The following is a 19,785-nucleotide window of genomic DNA, read 5'->3' as shown; positions in this document are numbered from 1 at the left end:
GCTAGCTTGCAAAAAATCAGACATTGAGGGAGGCGATCCATGGCTGCCAGAAACAATCCGAAACGGGAAAAGCAGATCGAAAGCGCGCGCAAGATCGCCAAGGCGACAGGCGAGGCGCATCTCGATCCGGCAATTCTCTTCGGCCGGGCAAGCAATGACGATCTCGAACTCTATACGCCGGAAATGCTGGCGCTCTCAGCGGTGCATTCGGCAAAGGAACTTGCCGCCTGGAACGGCAAGGCGCCCCGCGTCAGCATCGACACGATTGCCGATGTGACGCCTGACGGCATCGCCGTCTCGGTGCTTTCTGTCACCGACCACAACATGCCTTTTCTGTTCGAATCGGTCATGGGTGAAGTGACGAGCAGCTATCGCGACCTGTTCATGGCCGTGCATCCCATCCTGGTCATGGAAAAGGGCCAGGCGCCGGTGCTTTATTCCGCCGATCACCCGAGCGATCCGGCCAACCGCGTCAGCCATATCCAGCTTCATATTGCGCCCCTCAATTCCGCCCAGGCCGCCGATCTCGTCAAACGCATCGAGAAAGTACTCGAACAGGTCCGCCTGTCGGTTTCCGACTGGAAGCCGATGCTTTCCAAGATCGACGGAGTGATCGCCGAGCTTGCGGCCAATGGCGCCAGCCGGAAGAAGGCCGATCGCGACGAAGCCGTCGCTTTCCTGACCTGGCTGCGCGATGAGAATTTCACGTTCCTCGGCATGCGCGAATATGTCTATTCCGGCAAGGGGACCGATGCGAGGGTCGAGCGCGACAAGGGTGCTGGCCTCGGCATTCTTTCCAATCCCGATGTTCTCGTGTTGCGCACCGGCAAGGACGCGGTGACGACGACGCCTGAGATCCTTGCCTTCCTCGACGGCCCCGACTTCCTGATCGTCACCAAGGCGAATGTGAAATCGATCGTCCATCGCCGGGCCTATATGGATTATGTCGGCGTCAAGCGCTTCGACGCCGACGGCAACGTCACCGGCGAACTGCGCATCGTCGGTCTTTTCACCTCGACGGCCTATACCTCGCTCGCCTCCGAAATCCCGCTGCTGCGTTCCAAGATCGAGAAGGTGAAGGAGCATTTCGGCTTCGACCCGATGAGCCATTCCGGCCGCATGCTCGACAATACGCTGGAATCCTATCCGCGCGACGACCTTTTCCAGATCGATACGACGCTGCTTGCAAGTTTTGCCGAACAGATCAACGATTTGGGCGATCGGCCGCGCGTGCGCGTCCTGCCGCGCATCGACCATTTCGACCGCTTCGTCTCGGTGATCGTCTACGTGCCGCGCGAGGAATACGACTCGATCGTCCGAGAGCGGATCGGCACCTATCTGAAGACTGTCTATGACGGCCGTGTCTCCGCCTATTACCCGGCGTTCCCGGAAGGCGGCGTGGCGCGCGTGCATTTCATCATCGGCCGCTCGGGCGGCAAGACGCCACGCATTCCGCAGTCAAAGCTCGAGCAGGTGATCCGCGAGATCACCGCCCGCTGGGACGACCGTTTCGAGGCGCTGGCAGGCGCCAAAGCGCCGAAGGTATCGGTCGACCAAGCCTTCCAGGATTCCTTCACGCCGGAGGAAACCGTGGCCGACCTCGCCGATATCGGTGCCTGCGCCGCCGGCGAACCGCTGCGCATCCAGTTCTACCACCGTCAGGAAGAACAGGGCCGCATCCTTTCCTTGAAGATCTTCCACGCTGGCGGCCAGCTGGCGCTGTCGCGCCGCGTGCCGCTTCTCGAGAATCTCGGCTTCAACGTCGTCAGTGAACGCACTTTCGACATCGGGGTGCCGGTCGCCGATGGAGAAAAAAAACTCGTCGTGCTGCACGATATGGAGCTCGAGGCCCGCAATGGCGGTGAGATCGATCTGCAGCGTTACGGCGCCGCCCTCGAGGAAGGCTTCGTCGCGGCCTTCGCCGGCACGATCGACAATGACAGCTTCAACCGGCTGATCCTTTCGGCCGGGCTCTCGGCGCGCGAGACGAACGTGCTGCGCGCCTATGCGCGTTATCTCCGCCAGGCCGGCATCGCCTATTCGCAGGATTATATCGCGACGACGCTCGACAAATATCCCGGTGTCGCCGCTGCTATCTTTCGTCTCTTCCATGACACGCTCGACACCAGGCTTTCGGAGAAGGCCCGCGTCAAGAAGCTTGCCGAACTGCACCAGGCGATCGAGGCCGAGCTTGCCGACGTGCCGAGCCTCGACGACGACCGTATCCTGCGCCGCTACGTCAATATCGTCGACGCGACGTTACGCACCAATTATTTCCAGAAGAACCCGGATGGCTCGCCGAAACCGATGCTGGCCTTCAAGCTCGATCCGCATCTGGTGGACGGGCTGCCGCAGCCGAAACCCTTCCGCGAGATGTTCGTCTATGGTGTCGAGGTGGAAGGCGTACACCTGCGCTTCGGCAAGGTGGCTCGCGGTGGCCTGCGCTGGTCGGATCGCGCCGAGGATTACCGCACCGAGGTCCTCGGTCTCGTCAAGGCGCAGCAGGTCAAGAACGCGGTGATCGTGCCGGTCGGCGCCAAGGGTGGCTTCTATCCGAAGAAACTCCCCGTCGGCGGCAGCCGCGACGAGACCTTCAATGCCGGCCGTGAGGCTTACAAGACCTATATCCGCACGCTGCTTTCGATCACCGACAATATATCGGGTGCCGATATTGTGCCGCCGAAGGATACCGTCAGGCTCGATGGCGACGACCCCTATTTCGTCGTCGCCGCCGACAAAGGCACCGCGACCTTCTCCGACACCGCCAATGCACTGGCGCAGGAAGCCGGCTTTTGGCTGGACGATGCCTTTGCCTCCGGCGGCTCGGCCGGTTACGACCACAAGAAGATGGGCATCACCGCCCGCGGCGCCTGGGAAACCGTGAAACGCCATTTCCGGGAAATGGATATCGACATCCAGACGACGCCCTTCACCGTCGCCGGCGTCGGCGATATGTCAGGCGACGTCTTCGGCAACGGCATGCTGCTCTCCCCGAAGATCCGGCTCATCGCCGCCTTCGATCACCGCGACATCATCATCGATCCCGATCCCGATATGGAAAAGACTCTGGCCGAACGCCAACGGCTCTTCGACCTCCCGCGTTCAAGCTGGCAGGATTTCGACAGAAACGTGCTGTCGAAGGGTGCGATGATCATTTCCCGCGCGGCGAAATCAGTCACGCTGACGCCGGAAGCGGTTGCCGCAATCGGCATCGACAAGGCTGTGGCCACGCCCTTCGAGATCATGATGGCGATCCTGAAGAGCCCGGTCGACCTGCTCTGGTTCGGCGGCATCGGCACCTATGTGAAAGCGCCGTCCGAAACCGACACCGAAGTCGGCGACCGTGCCAACGACCCGATCCGCATCACCGCGGTTGAGGTGCGCGCCAAGGTGATCGGCGAGGGCGCAAACCTCGGCGTCACCCAGAAAGGCCGCATCGCCTATGGTCTGAAGGGCGGGCGCTGCAACTCCGACGCCATCGACAACTCGGCCGGCGTCAATACCTCGGACGTCGAGGTCAACATCAAGATCGCGCTGGCAGCCGCCATGCATGACGGGCGCCTGACGCGCGCAAAACGCGACCAGCTTCTTTCTTCGATGACCCGCGAAGTGGCGACCCTGGTTCTGCGCAACAACTATCTGCAGTCGCTGGCAATCTCATTGACGGAACGCAAGGGGACGGCAAATGGCCTGGGGCTTGGCCGCTTCATGAGCGTGCTCGAGGGCGCCGGCCAGCTGAACCGCAAGGTCGAGACGCTGCCGGACGAGCAGACGCTGGCCGAACGCTATGCGGCCGGCAAGCCGCTGACGCGGCCGGAAATCGGCGTGCTGGTGTCTTATGCCAAAATCGTGCTCTTCGATGCGCTGGCCGCAAGCGACCTGCCTGACGATCCCTATTTCATCGCAACGCTTTTGAATTACTTCCCCGTGAAGATGCAGAAGTCGAATGCCGGCGATATCGCCGGCCACCGCCTTAAGCGCGAAATCGTCGCGACCGTGCTTGCCAACGAAGCGATCAACCGCGGCGGCCCGAGCTTCACGGTCGCCATGATGGACGCAACGGCGGCTTCGGCACCGGAAGTGGTGCGCGCCGCAATCGTCGCTAGAGACGGTTTCGACCTGACCCGCCTCTGGGCCGAGACGGACGCCCTGGACGGCAAGATATCAGGCGAGATGCAGAACCGCATCTACGAGGAGATCAGCCACAGCTTTATCGTGCTGACGCGCCTGCTGCTGAAAACGGGCATGACCAAGGCCGATATGGCGGAAGTGGTTAGCCGGCTGCAGGCAGCCCTGAAAAAGCTGAAAACCGCCTTCGCCGAACAGTGGGCCGGCGAGGTCGTCGTTCGTCAGGCGGAGTACAGTCAGGCGGGCCTGCCCGAAAAACTCGCGGTCGAGATCGCCAGCCTCCCGATCTTCGCACTGGTGCCGGAGATCATGCAGATTGCCGAGCGCACCGGCGAACCTCTGGTGCGCGCCGCCGAGAATTACATCGCCGTGTCGCAGACCTTCCGTATCGGAAGGCTGCTGGCGGCGGGCGGGCGGATTCTCACCTCCGACCATTACGAGAATCTGGCGCTTGCCCGCAGCATCGACCAGATCGCCAGTGCAAGGCGCGACATCGTCATCTCGGCCCTTTCCGATCACGGCAAGGAAGAGCTTCCCGTTCAAGCCTGGCATGCGCAGGATCGTATCCGCATCAACCGTATCCTCGAGGAGCTTTCAAGCCTCAGCGACGGCGGCGATCCCAATCTCGCGCGTATTACCGTTGCTGCCGGCATCCTGACCGATCTTGCGCGCGACCGGGTGAGGTGAGACAGTCCGCGTCAAAAGAAGGAGCGGATGTTGAATCGCATTGACTGGACAGGAACGCAACCGCCGAAGGCCACGGAGAAGGGCATCTGGGGGTGGATGTTCTTCGACTGGGCAGCACAGCCCTTCTTCACCGTGGTCACCACCTTTATCTTCGGACCTTATTTCGTTTCCCGCCTGACCGATGACCCGGTTTCCGCGCAGACGACGTGGAGCAACATGGCGACGATCTCCTCGGTGATCATCGCCCTGCTTTCACCCGTTCTCGGCTCGATCGCCGACCAGTCCGGCGCGCGCAAGCCCTGGATCGGTTTCTTCGCGATCATCAAGATCGCCAGCCTGTTCTGCCTGTGGTTCGCCGCACCCGGTTCACCTGTTCTCTATCCCGTTATTTTCATGATCCTCGCCTCGATCTCGGCCGAGTTTTCGATCGTCTTCAATGATTCGATGATGCCGCGCCTGGTCGGCAAGCACGAGGTCGGCAAGCTCTCCAACACCGCCTGGGGGCTCGGCTACCTCGGTGGCATCATTGTGCTCATTGCCGTCGTCACGCTTTTGGCGGCAAGCCCTGAGACCGGCAAGACCATTCTCGGCCTCGATCCGCTCTTCGGTCTCGATCCGAAGACCGGCCAGGATGCACGCATCACCGGGCCGATCTCGGCCGTCTGGTATCTGATCTTCATCCTGCCGATGTTCTTCTTCACGCCCGATGTCGGCAAGGGTCTTCCCTTCGGCACCGCCGTGCGCTCCGGCTTGCGGGAACTCAGAAACACGCTTGGCGAGCTCAGAGAACGCCGCGGCATCCTGAAATTCCTCATCGCCCGCATGATCTATCAGGACGGCGTCAACGGCCTGCTGATCCTGGGCGGTATCTTCGCAGCCGGCATGTTCGGCTGGGCGACGATCGAGATCGGCATCTACGGCATCATCTTGAATGTCGTTGCGATCTTCGGTTGCCTGATCGCCGGCCGCATCGATAAGGGCGTCGGTTCGAAGGTGACCGTCGTCATCAGCCTCACGATGCTGCTTCTCGCCACCATCGGCATCATTTCGACGGGACCGGGTTACACCCTGTTCGGACTGATGCCGCTGCCGGCGGCGGATTCCGGCGGTCTCTTCGGTACGGCGGCGGAAAAGGCCTATATCCTCTATGGCCTGCTGATCGGGCTCGCCTTCGGGCCGGTGCAGGCCTCGTCGCGCTCCTATCTCTCCCGCAGCGTCAATATCGAGGAAGCCGGCCGCTACTTCGGCATCTACGCGCTTTCGGGGCGCGCCACCAGCTTCATGGCGACGCTGCTCTTCTCGCTGGTGACCTATATGAGCGGATCACCGCGGCTTGGAATGGCAACGCTGATCCTGTTCCTCGCCGGCGGATTGATACTCTTGATCCGCACACCCTATCCGGCCGATCGCGCATAGGGACGAACCTCGAGGAAGAGCGCCGGCCACCGCCGGCACCCGATCAGTGCCGAAAGTGGCGCATGCCGGTAAAGACCATTGCGACGCCGTGTTCGTTGGCGGCATCGATGACTTCCTGGTCGCGCATCGAGCCGCCCGGCTGGATAACTGCCGTCGCCCCTGCGGCGATCATCGACAGAAGACCGTCGGCAAAAGGCAGGAAGGCTTCGGAGGCGACCGCCGAGCCATGCGTCATCGGCACGGCAAGGCCAAGCGCCTTGGCAGCCTCTTCGGCCTTTAGCGCGGCGATGCGGGCGGAATCGACGCGGCTCATCTGGCCGGCGCCGATGCCGGCCGTCTGGCCGTCCTTGGCATAGACCACGGCGTTCGACTTCACATGTTTGCCGACCTTGAAGGCGAATTTCATATCATCAAGTTCCTGCGCCGTCGGCGCGCGCCTGGTGACGACCTTGAGTTCCAGATCCTCGACCATGCCGTTGTCGCGGCTCTGGACGAGCAGGCCGCCGGAAACGGTCTTTGCCGTCAAGCCCGCGGCACGCGGATCGGGCAGGCCACCGGCAGACAACAGTCGCAGGTTCGGTTTGCGGGCGACGATCGCCTTCGCCTCCTCCGTGACGTCCGGCGCGATGATCACTTCGGTAAAGAGCTTGACGATCTCTTCGGCAGTTTCGGCATCCAGTGTCTGGTTGAGCGCGATGATGCCTCCGAAGGCGGAAACGGAATCGCAAGCGAGCGCCCGCCGATAGGCCTCGACCAGGCTCGATCCGGTGGCGACGCCGCAGGGATTGGCGTGCTTGATGATCGCGCAAGCCGGCGCCTTCTCCGGCAGGAACTCGGCGACGAGCTCATAGGCCGCATCCGTATCGTTGATATTGTTGTAAGAGAGCTGCTTGCCCTGGAGAAGAGCGGCCGTCGAAACACCTGGACGCTTCTCGCCGGTCACATAGAAGGCGGCCTTCTGGTGCGGGTTTTCGCCGTAACGCATCTCTTCCTTCAGCGCACCACCGATGACCCGGTGGCGCGGCGTGTCGATCGACAGCGCCTCGGCGAACCAGTTGGATATCGTTGCATCATAGGCGGCGGTGCGGGCATAGGCCTTGGCGGCCATGCGCTGGCGGAAGGCGTAGGCGGTCTTGCCGTCATCTGCGGAAAGCTGCTCCAGCAGTTCGGCATAATCGGCCGGATCGGTCAGGGTCGTCACATAAGCATGGTTCTTGGCCGATGCGCGGATCATCGCCGGACCGCCGATATCGATATTCTCGACGGTCGTCGGATAGTCGCCGCCGGCAGCGCGCACCTCCTCGAAGGGGTAGAGGTTGATGACTGCGAGGTCGATGCCCTCGATGCCGTGCTTTTTCATCGCTTCCTGGTGTTCGCTGTCGTCACGGATCGCCAGCAGGCCGCCATGCACCATCGGATGCAGCGTCTTCACGCGCCCGTCCATGATCTCCGGAAAACCGGTGATTTCGGAAACATCGGTCACGGCAAGGCCGGCAGCGGTGATCGCTTTATAGGTGCCGCCGGTCGAAAGCAGTCGCACACCTCTGGCAGACAAGGCGTGGGCGAGGTCGACGATCCCAGTCTTGTCGAAGACGGAGATGAGCGCGGTCTTGATTTCGACCTTGTCGGGGGCGGGGATCTTCTTGGAAATGACGGCCATGAAACCTTCTCCGTTCGGGCTTCGGGAGGACATCCGCAAGGGATGTTCGCATGCTGGCGCCGCGTTAGCACAGCTTTGCCGCCACGCAAACAGGCGTGAGAGCATGACGCCAAAAAGCACGAGCCATTTTTGGACGGCATCGTACTTTTACTTCCATTATCTGGATGCGATCCTGATTTTGACCACTCGGCCCAAAATCATCCGCTTCTAGCCTTTGCGGGACAAAAACCAGCGGATTTCGGTCTTTTCGGCAAGATCGAAGTCGATCTCGATCTGGTCCGAGCCGCAGATGCCGGAACTGTCGGCAAAGAAGATGTCCTCGGCGATCAGCACTTCATTGCCGGGCGCGGAAAACAGCCAGCTTTCGCCGTCCGGCGCCGTCAGCAGCACGGACTCTCCGTCACTCTGATGCAGGACGATCGAAGGATGGATATGAAAACGGGCGACGGCCTTCAGGGGCTCGTCATTCTCATATCCTTCGCGGACAACGAGCCGGTCGCGGCCGGTCACGATCGAACCTGCGGCATTGAGTGTCAGCTCACGTTCGTGCAGCACCCCGAACACCCTGAGATAACCGTCATGGCTGAGCTTTATGCCGTCGCGTCCGTCTTCGGTTTCGGCACGCTCGACGGTGATTGTCCTCACCGGTTCGGTGATTGCGTGGTTCAGAAAAGGCGAGGGCGAAAAACGGCTGGACGAGGTGTCGTTGAGGATAACAGTCGAATGCGCCGCCGTCGTGCGCGCCATCTGGACATAACGGTGCCCGGCAAATTTCGGCGAACCGGAATTGACGATGAAGCGATGACGGCCGGACGACATCTCGAAGGAGAGGCTGCCGGCATGCACGGTGCGAAGCGCGCCTCCCGAAGGCGGCGTGCCGGTATCGGCAATGATCACCGTCTTGCCCCCCGAAAGCCGCTGATAACGCGACTGCGGCAAAGCCTTGAATGGCTGGCCTGCGGTCTCGTCATATCTGAGCACCGACATCAGCTCATTGGCGAGCGTGGAGGTCGCGCCGTTGAAAAGCGCAAGGTCCCCGTCCTGATGGCGGAAAAACCGTAAGGCAGGATAGATGCGGTCGATGCCGGAGATCAGCTTCTGCGGCAGGTCATGGCCGAGATTGACATAGGTCTGCCGAAGCGGCAGCAGATCGAGCAGCAATTCCAGTCCGACGCGCGGATTGCGCGAGATATGACCGCCATCCGGCAGAATCTGGCTATCGAATTCGCGGTCGAGCGCCTGCGCCGCCCTTCTGAGCGTAGAGGCGCGCGCCGGCATGGCGACGGAGGCCATGGCCAGCGCGATCCGCAGCCGAAACAGCTCCAGGCCGCCGAGGGTGAACGGCGCCATCCGGTGCAGGAACCTCACCTGGAACGCCAGCGACTTCATGAAGCGGCGATAAAAGCCGCGGTCGGCATTCTGCAGCACCACCGGCGAATGCGACAGCCAGGCGATAACGCGTTGGGCGGTGACGTCGGTTTCCCAGGCAACCCCTTCCATGCGACCGGCATGGATGGAAAGCCAGCTGTCGACGATCGCGCGGGCGGCAGCCGAACTGCGCTCCGTCTTGTTCGCCCGCATATGCCGCAGCCACCCGAAGCTATGAAGACGGATCGCGAAGGGGCGCGAGGGCAGGGTGAAGGTGAAGGGCGACTTTTCGTTGGTTTCCAGCATGCGCCCGGCCAGGAGAAACCGCCCGTTGAGGATCTCGTCGGCCACATGCGGATCGATGCTGCGCAGATCGGTCGGCGCGACGATCAGACGCTCGGGCACCTTGATCGAATGACGAAAGAGCTTCAGGCGCAGCAACGCGACGCGGCGCAAGGCGCGCCGCCAAGCCTCCCGAACATACATGCTCGCAAAACGCCGACCGGACTGCATATTCTATTGTCTATTGACCCTCGTGGTTAAGAATAGGTGAAAAGTGGCCGATTTCATCGTCCGCAATGAATTAATTCGTGACAAAGTTCGAATATACGCACATTGACGCGTTTCGCTTGAAATCATGCGAACGGCTTTGGAGAACGGCATGCGTGACGCGAGGCTATGAAGCACCTCGTATAGCCAGGCTCGCCGCGAGCGCTCACGCCTTGCAATCAGGCGAGGCGCCGCAGCACCGCCGCATAGAAGCCGTCGAGGCCGGAGCCGATGCCGTCAGGCATTTTCAGCATGGTGGGAAGCGTGCGGAATTCGCCGAGCAGAGTGATCGCCGTCTCAAGGCCCGGCCAGTCACCGGCGCCGATCGGAACGCGCTCGACCGCATCCGTATCGGAAAGAACACGGGCGACAACGTCCTCACCCTCGACAGGATCGAGCGAACAATTCGAAAAAACCAGCGTTCCATCAGGCTTCAGCAATGTCAGCGCATGACGCAGCAGCCGTTCCTGCAGCGCCGCCAGCCTGGCGATATCCTCAGGCCCCTTGGTCCACAACACATCCGGGTGCCGGCGCGTCGTGCCGGTGGAAGAGCAAGGGGCATCGAGCAGGATCGCATCGAAATGCTCCGTGGGCTCGAAAGTCGTCAGATCTGCCGCAATCGTCTCCGCCTTGAGGCCGAGCCGCTCAAGATTCGAGCGCAGCCGTCTCAACCGGTTTTCCGACTGGTCGAGCGCGGTGACCGCGCCGCCGGCAAGGATCAGCTGTGCCGTCTTGCCGCCGGGCGCAGCACAGAGATCGGCAGCACGTCTGCCCGAGAGATCGCCGAAAAGCTTCGCCGGTATGCTTGCCGCCGCATCCTGCACCCACCACGCGCCCTCGTCGAAGCCTTCGAGCGAGGGGATGCCGCCGTCGAAGGCGGCGAGACGCACGCCGCCTGTGGGCAAAACAACGCCGTTCAGCCGCTTCGCCCAGCCTTCGGGATCGGACTTGACGGTCAGATCAATTGCCGCCGGTTCGAGCTGGGATTCCGAAATCGCCAGCGCCGCGTCCCGGCCATAGGCCTTTTCCAGCCTGGCGATAAACCAGGCCGGCATCGGCGCAACCTTGCCGATGTCGGCAAGCACCTGCTCCTTCTCGCGGCCGAGCCGGCGGAGGATGGCATTGACCAGTTTGGCGAAACGGCGATTGCGCGGATCCTGATTGGCCTGCTCGACGGCGAGATCGACGGCCGAATGATCCGGCACGTCGAGATAGAGGATCTGTGCTGCCCCGATTGCGAGCACGTGATGCAGCGCCCTTGCGCCCTCCGGCAGCGGCGAATCCAGCAGCCCGGCAATCGCGGCATCGATACGCGGCAAATGGCGCAGCGTCGTGTTCAGGATGGCGCGGACGAGCGCCCGGTCGCTTTCGCCGAGCGCCCTATAGGCCGGATTGCCGTGTTCATGATCGAGAGCGCCATCGAGCGGCAGCTTGCGGTCGACGACGGCGCCGAGAATTTTTGCCGCCGCGGCCCGGGCCTGCAGGCCAGGCTTATCAGGCGCAGAGCGCTCAGTGGAGGGCTTATGCTTGCGGAATGGCTTCTTCGTGCCGTCTGAATTCAAGACCACGGACCTTTTGGCGGTTGCGAACCACCGCGACCAAGACCCGTATCCGGAACAGAGCGCGATTTGCGCGACGGATTAGCAGCACGAGCAGGCTGCGTCGAGACATTCATGCCGCCTTGCGCCATGTCGTGCAGCGCGGCGATGCGGTTTTCCGTGTTCGGATGCGTCGAAAACAGATTGTCCATGCGCTCGCCGGAGAGCGGATTGATGATGAACATATGCGCTGTCGCCGGGTTGCGCTCGGCATCCTCGTTCGGCACATGGGCAGCACCGCGCGCGATCTTGCCGAGCGCCGAAGCAAGCCACAGCGGATTGCCGCAGATCTCGGCGCCGCGGCGGTCGGCCGAATATTCGCGGGTGCGGCTGATCGCCATCTGCACCAGCATGGCGGCGAGCGGCGCCACGATCATCGCGACGATGACGCCGACGAAGCCGAGCGGATTGCTGTTGTTGTCACGATTGCCGCCGAAGAAGAAGGCAAAGTTCCCGAGCATGGAGATCGCGCCGGCAAGCGTTGCCGTGATCGTCATCGTCAGCGTGTCGCGGTACTGAATGTGGGCCAGTTCGTGCGCCATCACGCCTGCGACCTCCTCGGCAGATAAGGCGCTGAGCAGGCCGGTCGAGGCGGCGACGGCGGCATTATCGGGATTGCGGCCGGTGGCGAAAGCATTCGGCTGCGGGCTGTCGTAGAGATAGACCTTCGGCATCGGCAGGCCGGCATTGCGGGCGAGATCGCGCACGATCGCAAAGAATTCCGGCGCGTTGCGCTCGTCGACCTCCTGGGCGCGATAGGCCGAAAGCACCATGCGGTCGGAATTCCAGTAGGAGAAGAAATTCATGCCGGCAGCGATGACGAAGGCAATCATCATGCCGGCCCGACCGCCGATCAGGAAGCCGACAAACATGAAAAGCGCCGTCATGAAGGCAAGCAACATCGCAGTGCGAACGAGGTTCATGGCGGATCTCCATCTCCGATTTCGGCGCCACAAGCTTTCAATCCCGGCACCGGCGCATTATGATTTGGTTATTCATCAGCCATTTTCAATATTTCCGGCAGGAGACGGCCATGCAGGACGCCGATAACGACAACAGCGAAACGCCGATGGCCGAGGGATCCGAGCCACCGCGCAAGATGCTGCCCCCGGCTGCCAGGCGCGCCCTTGCCGAAGCCGAGGAGCGGCGAAAAAACCAGAAGCCGCTGGAGCTGCCGCCGGAGATCGGCGGCCGCGGCGGAGCCGAGCCGGCGCGTTTCGGCGATTACGAAATCAATGGCAGGGCGATCGATTTTTAGGCCAATATTGCTGTGCCTTCCCCTGCCGCAGCAGAATGGAGTCAAGAATCCGGCTAACGACATCTTAAGCGACAAGTATTCCAGCCACATCTAGCGGGCGTGACCTCGCCGGGAAAGTTCTCAGGGCTTCGCCCGTGAACATGCTTGGATGCCGCAAACAACGCATCGAATACGCGGAAACAAAAGAGCCGCCCCGGAAGCCCGAAAGGGGACCGGAACGGCTCGATCTATCAGGCGGTCGCCTTGTTTTGCCGGTTGGCGATCAGATCGTTGACGACTGCCGGATCGGCAAGCGTCGAAGTGTCGCCGAGAGCACCGAAATCGTCTTCGGCGATCTTGCGCAGGATGCGGCGCATGATCTTGCCGGAGCGCGTCTTCGGCAGGCCGGGCGCAAACTGAATCTTGTCGGGCGCGGCGATCGGGCCGATTTCGGCCCGCACATGTTTCACCAGATCCTGGCGAAGCGTATCCGATCCCTCGTGACCGGACATCAGCGTCACATAGCAATAAATGCCCTGGCCCTTGATCGGATGCGGATAACCGACGACCGCCGCTTCCGAAACCAGATTATGCGAGACAAGCGCGGATTCCACCTCCGCCGTGCCGAGCCGGTGGCCGGAGACGTTCAGCACGTCATCGACGCGGCCGGTGATCCAGTAATAACCGTCCGCATCGCGCCGGCAGCCATCGCCGGTGAAATACTTGCCCTTGTATGTGGAAAAATAGGTCTGGATGAAACGTTCATGGTCACCATAGACGGTGCGCATCTGGCCCGGCCAGCTGTCGGTGATGCAGAGATTGCCGTCGGCAGGGCCTTCCAGCACCTTGCCCTCATTGTCGACCAGCTCAGGCTTGACGCCGAAGAACGGGATCGTCGCCGAACCGGGTTTCAGATCGGTGGCGCCGGGCAGCGGCGTGATCATGTGGCCGCCGGTTTCCGTCTGCCACCACGTATCGATGACAGGGCAGCGCTTGTCGCCGACGACATTGTAGTACCATTCCCAAGCCTCGGGATTGATCGGCTCGCCGACCGTGCCGAGCAGGCGCAGCGAAGAGCGCGAGGAGCGGGTGACGAAGTCGTCGCCAACACCCATCAGCGAGCGGATCGCCGTCGGCGCCGTATAGAAGATGTTGACCTTGTGCTTGTCGATGACTTCCCAGAAACGGCCCTGGTCCGGGAAGTTCGGCACGCCCTCGAACATCAGCGTCGTCGCGCAGTTCGCAAGCGGCCCATAGACGATATAGGAGTGGCCGGTCACCCAGCCGACATCGGCCGTACACCAGTAGACGTCGCCGTGGTGATAATCGAAGACATATTCATGCGTCATCGCCGCATAGACGAGATAACCGCCCGTCGTGTGCAGTACGCCCTTCGGCTTGCCGGTCGAGCCTGACGTATAAAGAATGAAGAGCGGGTCTTCCGCCTTCATCTTCACCGGCGGGCATTCCGCCTTCACCGTGGCAATTTCCTGGTGATGCCAGAGATCGCGGCCCGGTGCCCAGCCGGTCTTGCCGCCGGTGCGGCGAACGACCAGCACCTTGCTGACATTGACATGGTGGCGGGCGGCGATATGGATCGCCGTATCGGTATTGTCCTTCAGCGGCACCGGCTTGCCGCCGCGCAGGCCTTCGTCGCAGGTGATGACGAAGGTGGACTCGCAGTCGACGATACGCCCCGCCAAGGCCTCCGGCGAGAAACCGCCGAAGACGACCGAATGCACCGCGCCGATGCGGGCGCAGGCGAGCATCGCATAGGCTGCTTCCGGGATCATCGGCATATAGATGGTGACGCGATCGCCCTTCTTGACGCCGTGCTTCTTCAACACGTTCGCCATCCGGCAGACATGCTCGTAGAGCTCGTTATAGGTGACCTTCTTGTCGATATAGGGATTGTCGCCCTCCCAGATGATCGCCACCTGGTCGCCATTCGTTTTCAGATGACGGTCGATGCAATTGTAGGAGACGTTTGTCTGACCGTCCTCGAACCACTTGATCGAAACCTTGCCGGTAAAGGAAGTGTTTTTGACCTTGGTATAGGGCTTGAACCAGTCGATGCGCTTGCCGTGTTTGCCCCAGAACTTGTCCGGGTTCTCGACGCTTTCCTCGTACCATTTCAGGTACTTTTCCTTATCGATCAGGGCGCGCGCCTTCACCGGCTTCGTGACCGGATAGATCTTCTCCGACATGCAACTCCTCCTCATGGGACATGCGACGGGCCGCGTGAGCTATGGCCCGGACTTGAAATCACGGCAATTCATAGCAGTTCGCATCGCCACGGCAATTAGACGAAGGTCATTTCATTTCGGAAGAATTGCAATTCTGCGACAGTGCGGTTATATAGCGGCATATTTCCCGGACATTGTGGTGACAATCCACGGACCGCGACCGGCGCGGACGATAGAAGGACTATATCCATGGCTCAAACACTGCTCATGCCGAAGGCGACAGCCATCTGGCTCGTCGACAATACGGCACTGTCTTTCGATCAGATTGCGCAGTTCTGCAAACTGCATCCGCTCGAAGTCAAGGCGATCGCCGACGGCGAAGCGGCGCAGGGCATCAAGGGCCTCGACCCGATCTCGACAGGACAGCTTTCCCGCGACGAGATTGCCCGCGCCGAGGCCAATCCGAACCACAAGCTGAAGCTTTCCGAACCGAAGGTGCGGGTGCCGGAATCCAAGCGCCGCGGTCCGCGTTATACCCCGGTTTCCAAGCGTCAGGACCGCCCGAACGCCATTCTCTGGCTCGTTCGCAACCATCCGGAGCTGAAGGACGCGCAGATTTCCCGCCTCGTCGGCACGACGAAATCGACGATCGAGCAGATCCGCGAGCGCACCCACTGGAACTCCGCCAACCTGGCGCCGATGGATCCGGTCACGCTCGGCCTCTGCAGCCAGATTGATCTCGACATGGAAGTGGAAAAGGCCTCCAAGGGCCGTCCGCTGCCGACCGCCGCCGAGCTTGGCGCGACGCTGCAATCGGCCCAGGAGACCGAGCGCCTGAGCCCGAGCTACGAGCGCGAGGAGGAAAAGGAAAAGGAAATCGACGCCGATGCCGTCTTCCGCAAGCTGAGCTCGTTACGCTCGGCGCCGAAGGACGAGGACGACGATCAGTACTGAGATATCAGCTCATCTCATGAAAAACCCCGCCGGTATGAGCTGACCGACGGGGTTTTTTATTGCGGATGACCTGTTTCGATTAGCTGCGGAACAGGGTGAGGATGTTCTGCGCCGAGGTATTGGCGATCGAGAGCGACTGGATGGCAAGCTGCTGTTGCGTCTGCAACGCCGATAGCTTGCTCGATTCCTCTTCCATATCCGCATCGACCAGGCGTCCGACACCGGAGTCGATCGAATCGTGCAAGCCACTGACGAACGTTTCCTGCAGCTGGATACGGGTCGAGATCGAGCCGAGCGCCGAGCCGGCGGCGGTCATGGCGCCGAGAACCAGTTCGATACCGGTCAGGGCTGCGTCGAGCTGACTCTGGGTGAAATTGGTGATGTCGAGAGCATATATCGACGGCATGACGATGACGGCGCCGCCGTAGGTTCCGTTGAAGGCCGTACCAATGATACCGCTGGTCGTCTCGATCGCACCGGTACTGGTCATGCCGAAAAGCACGTTTCCAAGCGTGCCCGCATTGAGCACGTAGTCCGTCATCTTGACCGAAACGGCATTGCTGCCATCGCGCACGAAAGACGAAACGACGCTCTTTGTGCCGGAGGCGCCGGCAACCCAGTTTTCGCCGGAGAAGGACGCCGATTGAGCAATGCTGAGCAGTTGCTCCTGAAACTGGTCGAGTTCCTGCTGAATCTTCGTCTTGTCGACGCCCTTTTCGGTGGCGGCGACGATCTTGGCCTTGATTTCGCTGACGACATCGAGTGCGCTGTCCATGGCCGAATAGGCGGTATCGACTTTTGCCGCGCCGAGCCCGAGCGCGTCGGAGACGGCTGAAAGCGCCATGTTGTCGGAACGCATGGTCGTAGCAATCGACCAATAGGCGGCGTTGTCGGCCGCTTTCTCCACACGATAACCCGATGAAACACGACCCTGGGTGTCCTTGAGGCTATCGTTTACGCCGCGCAAAGTCTGCAGCGCTGCCATAGCAGCGTTGTTGGTGAGGATGCTTGTCATGATCCGTTCCACAATCGTTGAGAAAGGGGCAATCCGGACTACAGCGCCGCACGTCTTTCAGACGCGCAAAGGACGCTGTAGCACTTCAACTGCTGCATAATTTTGTCCTTAAATCGATTCCGATTTAAGAAATTATGCAGTAGGCCGGTAACGGCGACCGCGTCATGCAAAGCTTGCTATGCAAGCCATTGCCGTTAACAAATGCTTGCATCAACATAGTTAACAATTCCTCAATTAGGCTTACCGAAAGTTTAATTCACATCGGCAAGGAGCCTAAACCGCGCCCGCGCAGCGCCTCGGCAATTTCCTCTAAAATCGTTGGATCATCGATGGTTGCAGGCATTTTCCAGGGTACGCCGTCGGCGATCTTCTGCATCGTGCCGCGCAGTATTTTGCCGGAGCGTGTCTTCGGCAACCGGTTAACGGTGATGGCCGTCTTGAAGGCGGCAACCGGCCCGATCGAATCACGAATCATCGCCACGACCTCTGATTCGATCGCCGTCGCGTCACGGGAAACATGTCGTTTCAGCACCAGGAAACCGCAGGGCGCCTGACCCTTCAGCGCATCGATCACGCCAATGACCGCGCATTCGGCGACATCGGGATGACGCGCACAGACCTCCTCCATCGCCCCTGTCGAGAGCCGATGACCGGCGCAATTGATGATGTCGTCGGTGCGCGACATGATGAAGAGATAGCCGTCCTCATCGACATAGCCGGCATCGGCCGTCTTGTAATAGCCGGGAAACTCATCGAGATAGGCCGAGCGAAAACGCTCGTCGGCGTTCCAGAGGGTCGGCAGGCAGCCGGGCGGCAGGGGCAGCTTCACGACGATATTGCCGAGCGTTCCCGCCTCGATCGGATGACCGGCATCGTCGAGCACCGCGATCTCATAGCCGGGCATCGGCAGCGCCGGCGACCCGTGCTTGACGGGAAGGGCGCCGAGACCAAGCGGATTTGCGGCGATCGGCCAACCGGTTTCCGTCTGCCACCAATGATCGATGACGGGTATGCCAAGCAGGTGCTCGGCCCATTTCAACGTCTCCGGATCCGCCCTCTCGCCGGCAAGAAACAGTGCGCGCAGATCCGGCATGGGATATTGGCGCATCAGTTCACCGTCACCGTCCTCCCGCCGGATGGCGCGGAATGCCGTCGGCGCCGTGAAGAGCACCCGCACCTGATATTCCGAGACGATGCGCCAGAATGTGCCGGCATCCGGAGTGCCGACCGGTTTTCCCTCGAAGATCAGAGTGGTTACGCCTGATAGCAGCGGGGCATAGACGATATAGGAATGCCCGACGACCCAGCCGATATCCGAAGCCGTCCAGAAGACCTCGCCCGGCTTCAAGCCGTAGATATTCCGCATCGACCAGTTGAGCGCGACCATATGGCCGCCATTGTCGCGCACCACGCCCTTCGGTTGGCCGGTCGTGCCCGAAGTATAGAGGATGTAGAGCGGATCGGTGGCCTTGACGGAGACACAGGCGATCTCATCGCCACGATGCTGCGCCACCGCCACCTCGAAATCCTGATCTCGACCGCCGACGAGATCTGCCCGAAGCTCCGGCCGCTGCAGCACCAGACAGCGCTCCGGCTTCGAACGCGCGATCTCGATCGCCTGATCGACCAGTGGCTTGTAGGCGACGATGCGGCCGGGCTCGAGCCCGCAGCTCGCGGTGATCACCAGCTTCGCAGCGCAATCGTCGATGCGCGCCGCAAGTTCGCTGGCGGCAAACCCGCCGAAAACGACGGAGTGAACCGCACCGATGCGGGCGCAGGCAAGCATGGAAAAGACCGCCTGCGGCACCATCGGCATATAAAGGATGACGCGATCGCCTTTGCCGATGCCACGCTCGACCAGTGCTGCTGCGATGGCCATCACCTCGCCAAGCACCTCATCATAGGTGAAACGGCGCTTCTCGCCGTTCATTGCACTGTCGAAGATGACCGCTGTCTCGCCGCCGCGGCCGGCAGCCACATGCCGGTCCAGGCAATTGTGGCATGTATTGGTTTCGGCGTCTGAGAACCAGCGGCCATAGACGCCTTCATTGGGTGAAAAAATCCGCTCTGGCGGCTCGAACCAGTCGATGTCACTGGCCGCTTCGCGCCAGAAGGCTTCGGGATCGCGTTTCCAGGCCGCATAGGCCTGATGATAGCCGTTCCGCATCTGCTCCTCCCCAGGACATGCAAACCTAATCTAGGCGGCATTGAGGGGAACAGGAAGCCCGACCAAAGCAGCGTTTCAGCGCGTGCCGAAAATCGCTGACCCCACACGCACGCTGGTGGCGCCAAAGGCGATCGCCGTCCCGTAGTCGCCCGACATGCCCATGGAAAGTTTTCCGACGCCGCATTTGAGCGCGAGCTTTGCCAGCAGGGCGAAATGCGGTCCGGGATAGTCCTCGGCCGGCGGAATGCACATCAAACCTTCGATCGAAAGGCCGAGTTCGTCGCGGCAGAGGGCGACGAAGGCCGGCGTGTCGTCAGGAGCGATGCCGGCCTTCTGCGGTTCGAGCCCGGTATTGACCTGGACATAGAGCCGTAGCGCCTTGCCTTGCCGCCTCATCTCCTCGGCAAGTGCGCGGGCGATCTTTTCCCGGTCCACTGTCTCGATGACGTCGAAAAGCGCCACAGCATCCGCCGCCTTGTTTGATTGCAGCGGTCCGATCAGATGCAGCTCGATATCCTGATGCTCGGCCTTCAGCGCCGGCCACTTGCCCTGACTTTCCTGCACCCGGTTCTCTCCGAAGACACGCTGTCCGGCTTCGATGGCCGGGCGGATCACGTCCGCCTCGAAGGTTTTCGACACCGCGACGAGCTGAACGGAACCCGCCGAACGGCTTGCCTCGCGTTCTGCGGCGGCGATCCGGGACCGCACCTCGTTCAAGCGCTCTTGAAGTTCCATCATTCTGCCTCGACATACCTGCATGAAAGGATTGGAATGAACTAGCCAGCCATTCTGTGCTTGCCAAGTCCCGCCCCGGCGAAAT

The 19,785-nt window shown here is 61.3% G+C and carries 12 protein-coding genes; 4 read left to right on the top strand and 8 right to left on the bottom strand.

The genetic code is table 11. The features are described 5' to 3' along the window. Positions 1-39 precede the first annotated feature (39 nt). Together RWJ89_RS18285 and RWJ89_RS18280 are read left to right on the top strand one after the other, a co-directional pair. A complete protein-coding gene (locus tag RWJ89_RS18285) occupies positions 40-4,815 on the top strand; it encodes an NAD-glutamate dehydrogenase (protein WP_316031219.1) in 4,776 nt (1,591 codons plus the stop codon). A 27-nt stretch (positions 4,816-4,842) separates the two neighbouring features. Further along, positions 4,843-6,231, top strand: coding sequence for an MFS transporter (locus RWJ89_RS18280; protein WP_168284496.1), 1,389 nt, complete (start codon positions 4,843-4,845; stop codon positions 6,229-6,231). Between the two features lie 43 nt (positions 6,232-6,274). Here the strand turns inward: RWJ89_RS18280 and purH are convergent, their stop codons facing one another. The 4 genes from purH to htpX form a co-directional block, all read right to left on the bottom strand. Beyond that, positions 6,275-7,891, bottom strand: coding sequence for a bifunctional phosphoribosylaminoimidazolecarboxamide formyltransferase/IMP cyclohydrolase (gene purH, locus RWJ89_RS18275; protein ID WP_168284495.1), 1,617 nt, complete (start codon positions 7,889-7,891; stop codon positions 6,275-6,277). Between the two features lie 207 nt (positions 7,892-8,098). Further along, positions 8,099-9,772 (bottom strand): heparinase II/III family protein, encoded by a 1,674-nt coding sequence (locus RWJ89_RS18270; RefSeq protein ID WP_222009829.1) that lies wholly within the window; start codon positions 9,770-9,772, stop codon positions 8,099-8,101. 215 nt (positions 9,773-9,987) lie between these two features. Beyond that, a complete protein-coding gene (locus RWJ89_RS18265) occupies positions 9,988-11,376 on the bottom strand; it encodes an RsmB/NOP family class I SAM-dependent RNA methyltransferase (RefSeq protein ID WP_316031218.1) in 1,389 nt (462 codons plus the stop codon). Next, positions 11,367-12,329: a zinc metalloprotease HtpX gene (htpX, locus tag RWJ89_RS18260; RefSeq protein ID WP_168345461.1), complete on the bottom strand. Its 963-nt coding sequence runs from the start codon at positions 12,327-12,329 to the stop codon at positions 11,367-11,369. The genes RWJ89_RS18265 and htpX overlap by 10 nt, the downstream gene beginning before the upstream one ends. 110 nt (positions 12,330-12,439) lie before the next feature. Here htpX and RWJ89_RS18255 point away from each other — a divergent pair, with 110 nt between their 5' ends. Beyond that, the gene (locus RWJ89_RS18255) at positions 12,440-12,664 is read left to right on the top strand and encodes a DUF1674 domain-containing protein (RefSeq protein ID WP_026265519.1); all 225 of its coding nucleotides are present in this window, start codon (positions 12,440-12,442) and stop codon (positions 12,662-12,664) included. A gap of 230 nt (positions 12,665-12,894) precedes the next feature. On the opposite strand, the gene acs is transcribed toward RWJ89_RS18255, so the two are convergent. Continuing rightward, positions 12,895-14,850 (bottom strand): acetate--CoA ligase, encoded by a 1,956-nt coding sequence (gene acs / locus RWJ89_RS18250; RefSeq protein WP_168305417.1) that lies wholly within the window; start codon positions 14,848-14,850, stop codon positions 12,895-12,897. A 228-nt stretch (positions 14,851-15,078) separates the two neighbouring features. Between acs and RWJ89_RS18245 the strand changes: the two genes are divergently transcribed. Then, positions 15,079-15,783: a DUF1013 domain-containing protein gene (locus tag RWJ89_RS18245; RefSeq protein WP_003544022.1), complete on the top strand. Its 705-nt coding sequence runs from the start codon at positions 15,079-15,081 to the stop codon at positions 15,781-15,783. 79 nt (positions 15,784-15,862) lie between these two features. On the opposite strand, the gene RWJ89_RS18240 is transcribed toward RWJ89_RS18245, so the two are convergent. The 3 genes from RWJ89_RS18240 to RWJ89_RS18230 all read right to left on the bottom strand — a co-directional run bounded on the left by RWJ89_RS18240 (position 15,863) and on the right by RWJ89_RS18230 (position 19,700). Continuing rightward, positions 15,863-16,798: a flagellin N-terminal helical domain-containing protein gene (locus tag RWJ89_RS18240; protein WP_316031217.1), complete on the bottom strand. Its 936-nt coding sequence runs from the start codon at positions 16,796-16,798 to the stop codon at positions 15,863-15,865. Between the two features lie 256 nt (positions 16,799-17,054). Further along, positions 17,055-18,965, bottom strand: a complete 1,911-nt coding sequence (locus RWJ89_RS18235; protein ID WP_168284798.1) for a propionyl-CoA synthetase — start codon at positions 18,963-18,965, stop codon at positions 17,055-17,057. A 75-nt stretch (positions 18,966-19,040) separates the two neighbouring features. After that, the gene (locus RWJ89_RS18230) at positions 19,041-19,700 is read right to left on the bottom strand and encodes a YggS family pyridoxal phosphate-dependent enzyme (RefSeq protein WP_316031270.1); all 660 of its coding nucleotides are present in this window, start codon (positions 19,698-19,700) and stop codon (positions 19,041-19,043) included. Positions 19,701-19,785: the final 85 nt, after the last annotated feature.

Source organism: Rhizobium sp. 10PS4 (assembly GCF_032464805.1).
GTDB lineage: Bacteria > Pseudomonadota > Alphaproteobacteria > Rhizobiales > Rhizobiaceae > Rhizobium > Rhizobium laguerreae.
This window is presented reverse-complemented; position numbering and strand designations above follow the sequence as displayed.

Coding starts and splice junctions, on each gene's coding strand:
- RWJ89_RS18285 (WP_316031219.1), top strand. CDS start 40: ATGGCTGCCAGAAACAATCCGAAACGGGAAAAGCAGATCGAAAGCGCG.
- RWJ89_RS18280 (WP_168284496.1), top strand. CDS start 4,843: ATGTTGAATCGCATTGACTGGACAGGAACGCAACCGCCGAAGGCCACG.
- purH (WP_168284495.1), bottom strand. CDS start 7,891: ATGGCCGTCATTTCCAAGAAGATCCCCGCCCCCGACAAGGTCGAAATC.
- RWJ89_RS18270 (WP_222009829.1), bottom strand. CDS start 9,772: ATGCAGTCCGGTCGGCGTTTTGCGAGCATGTATGTTCGGGAGGCTTGG.
- htpX (WP_168345461.1), bottom strand. CDS start 12,329: ATGAACCTCGTTCGCACTGCGATGTTGCTTGCCTTCATGACGGCGCTT.
- RWJ89_RS18255 (WP_026265519.1), top strand. CDS start 12,440: ATGCAGGACGCCGATAACGACAACAGCGAAACGCCGATGGCCGAGGGA.
- acs (WP_168305417.1), bottom strand. CDS start 14,850: ATGTCGGAGAAGATCTATCCGGTCACGAAGCCGGTGAAGGCGCGCGCC.
- RWJ89_RS18245 (WP_003544022.1), top strand. CDS start 15,079: ATGGCTCAAACACTGCTCATGCCGAAGGCGACAGCCATCTGGCTCGTC.
- RWJ89_RS18240 (WP_316031217.1), bottom strand. CDS start 16,798: ATGACAAGCATCCTCACCAACAACGCTGCTATGGCAGCGCTGCAGACT.
- RWJ89_RS18235 (WP_168284798.1), bottom strand. CDS start 18,965: ATGCGGAACGGCTATCATCAGGCCTATGCGGCCTGGAAACGCGATCCC.
- RWJ89_RS18230 (WP_316031270.1), bottom strand. CDS start 19,700: ATGGAACTTCAAGAGCGCTTGAACGAGGTGCGGTCCCGGATCGCCGCC.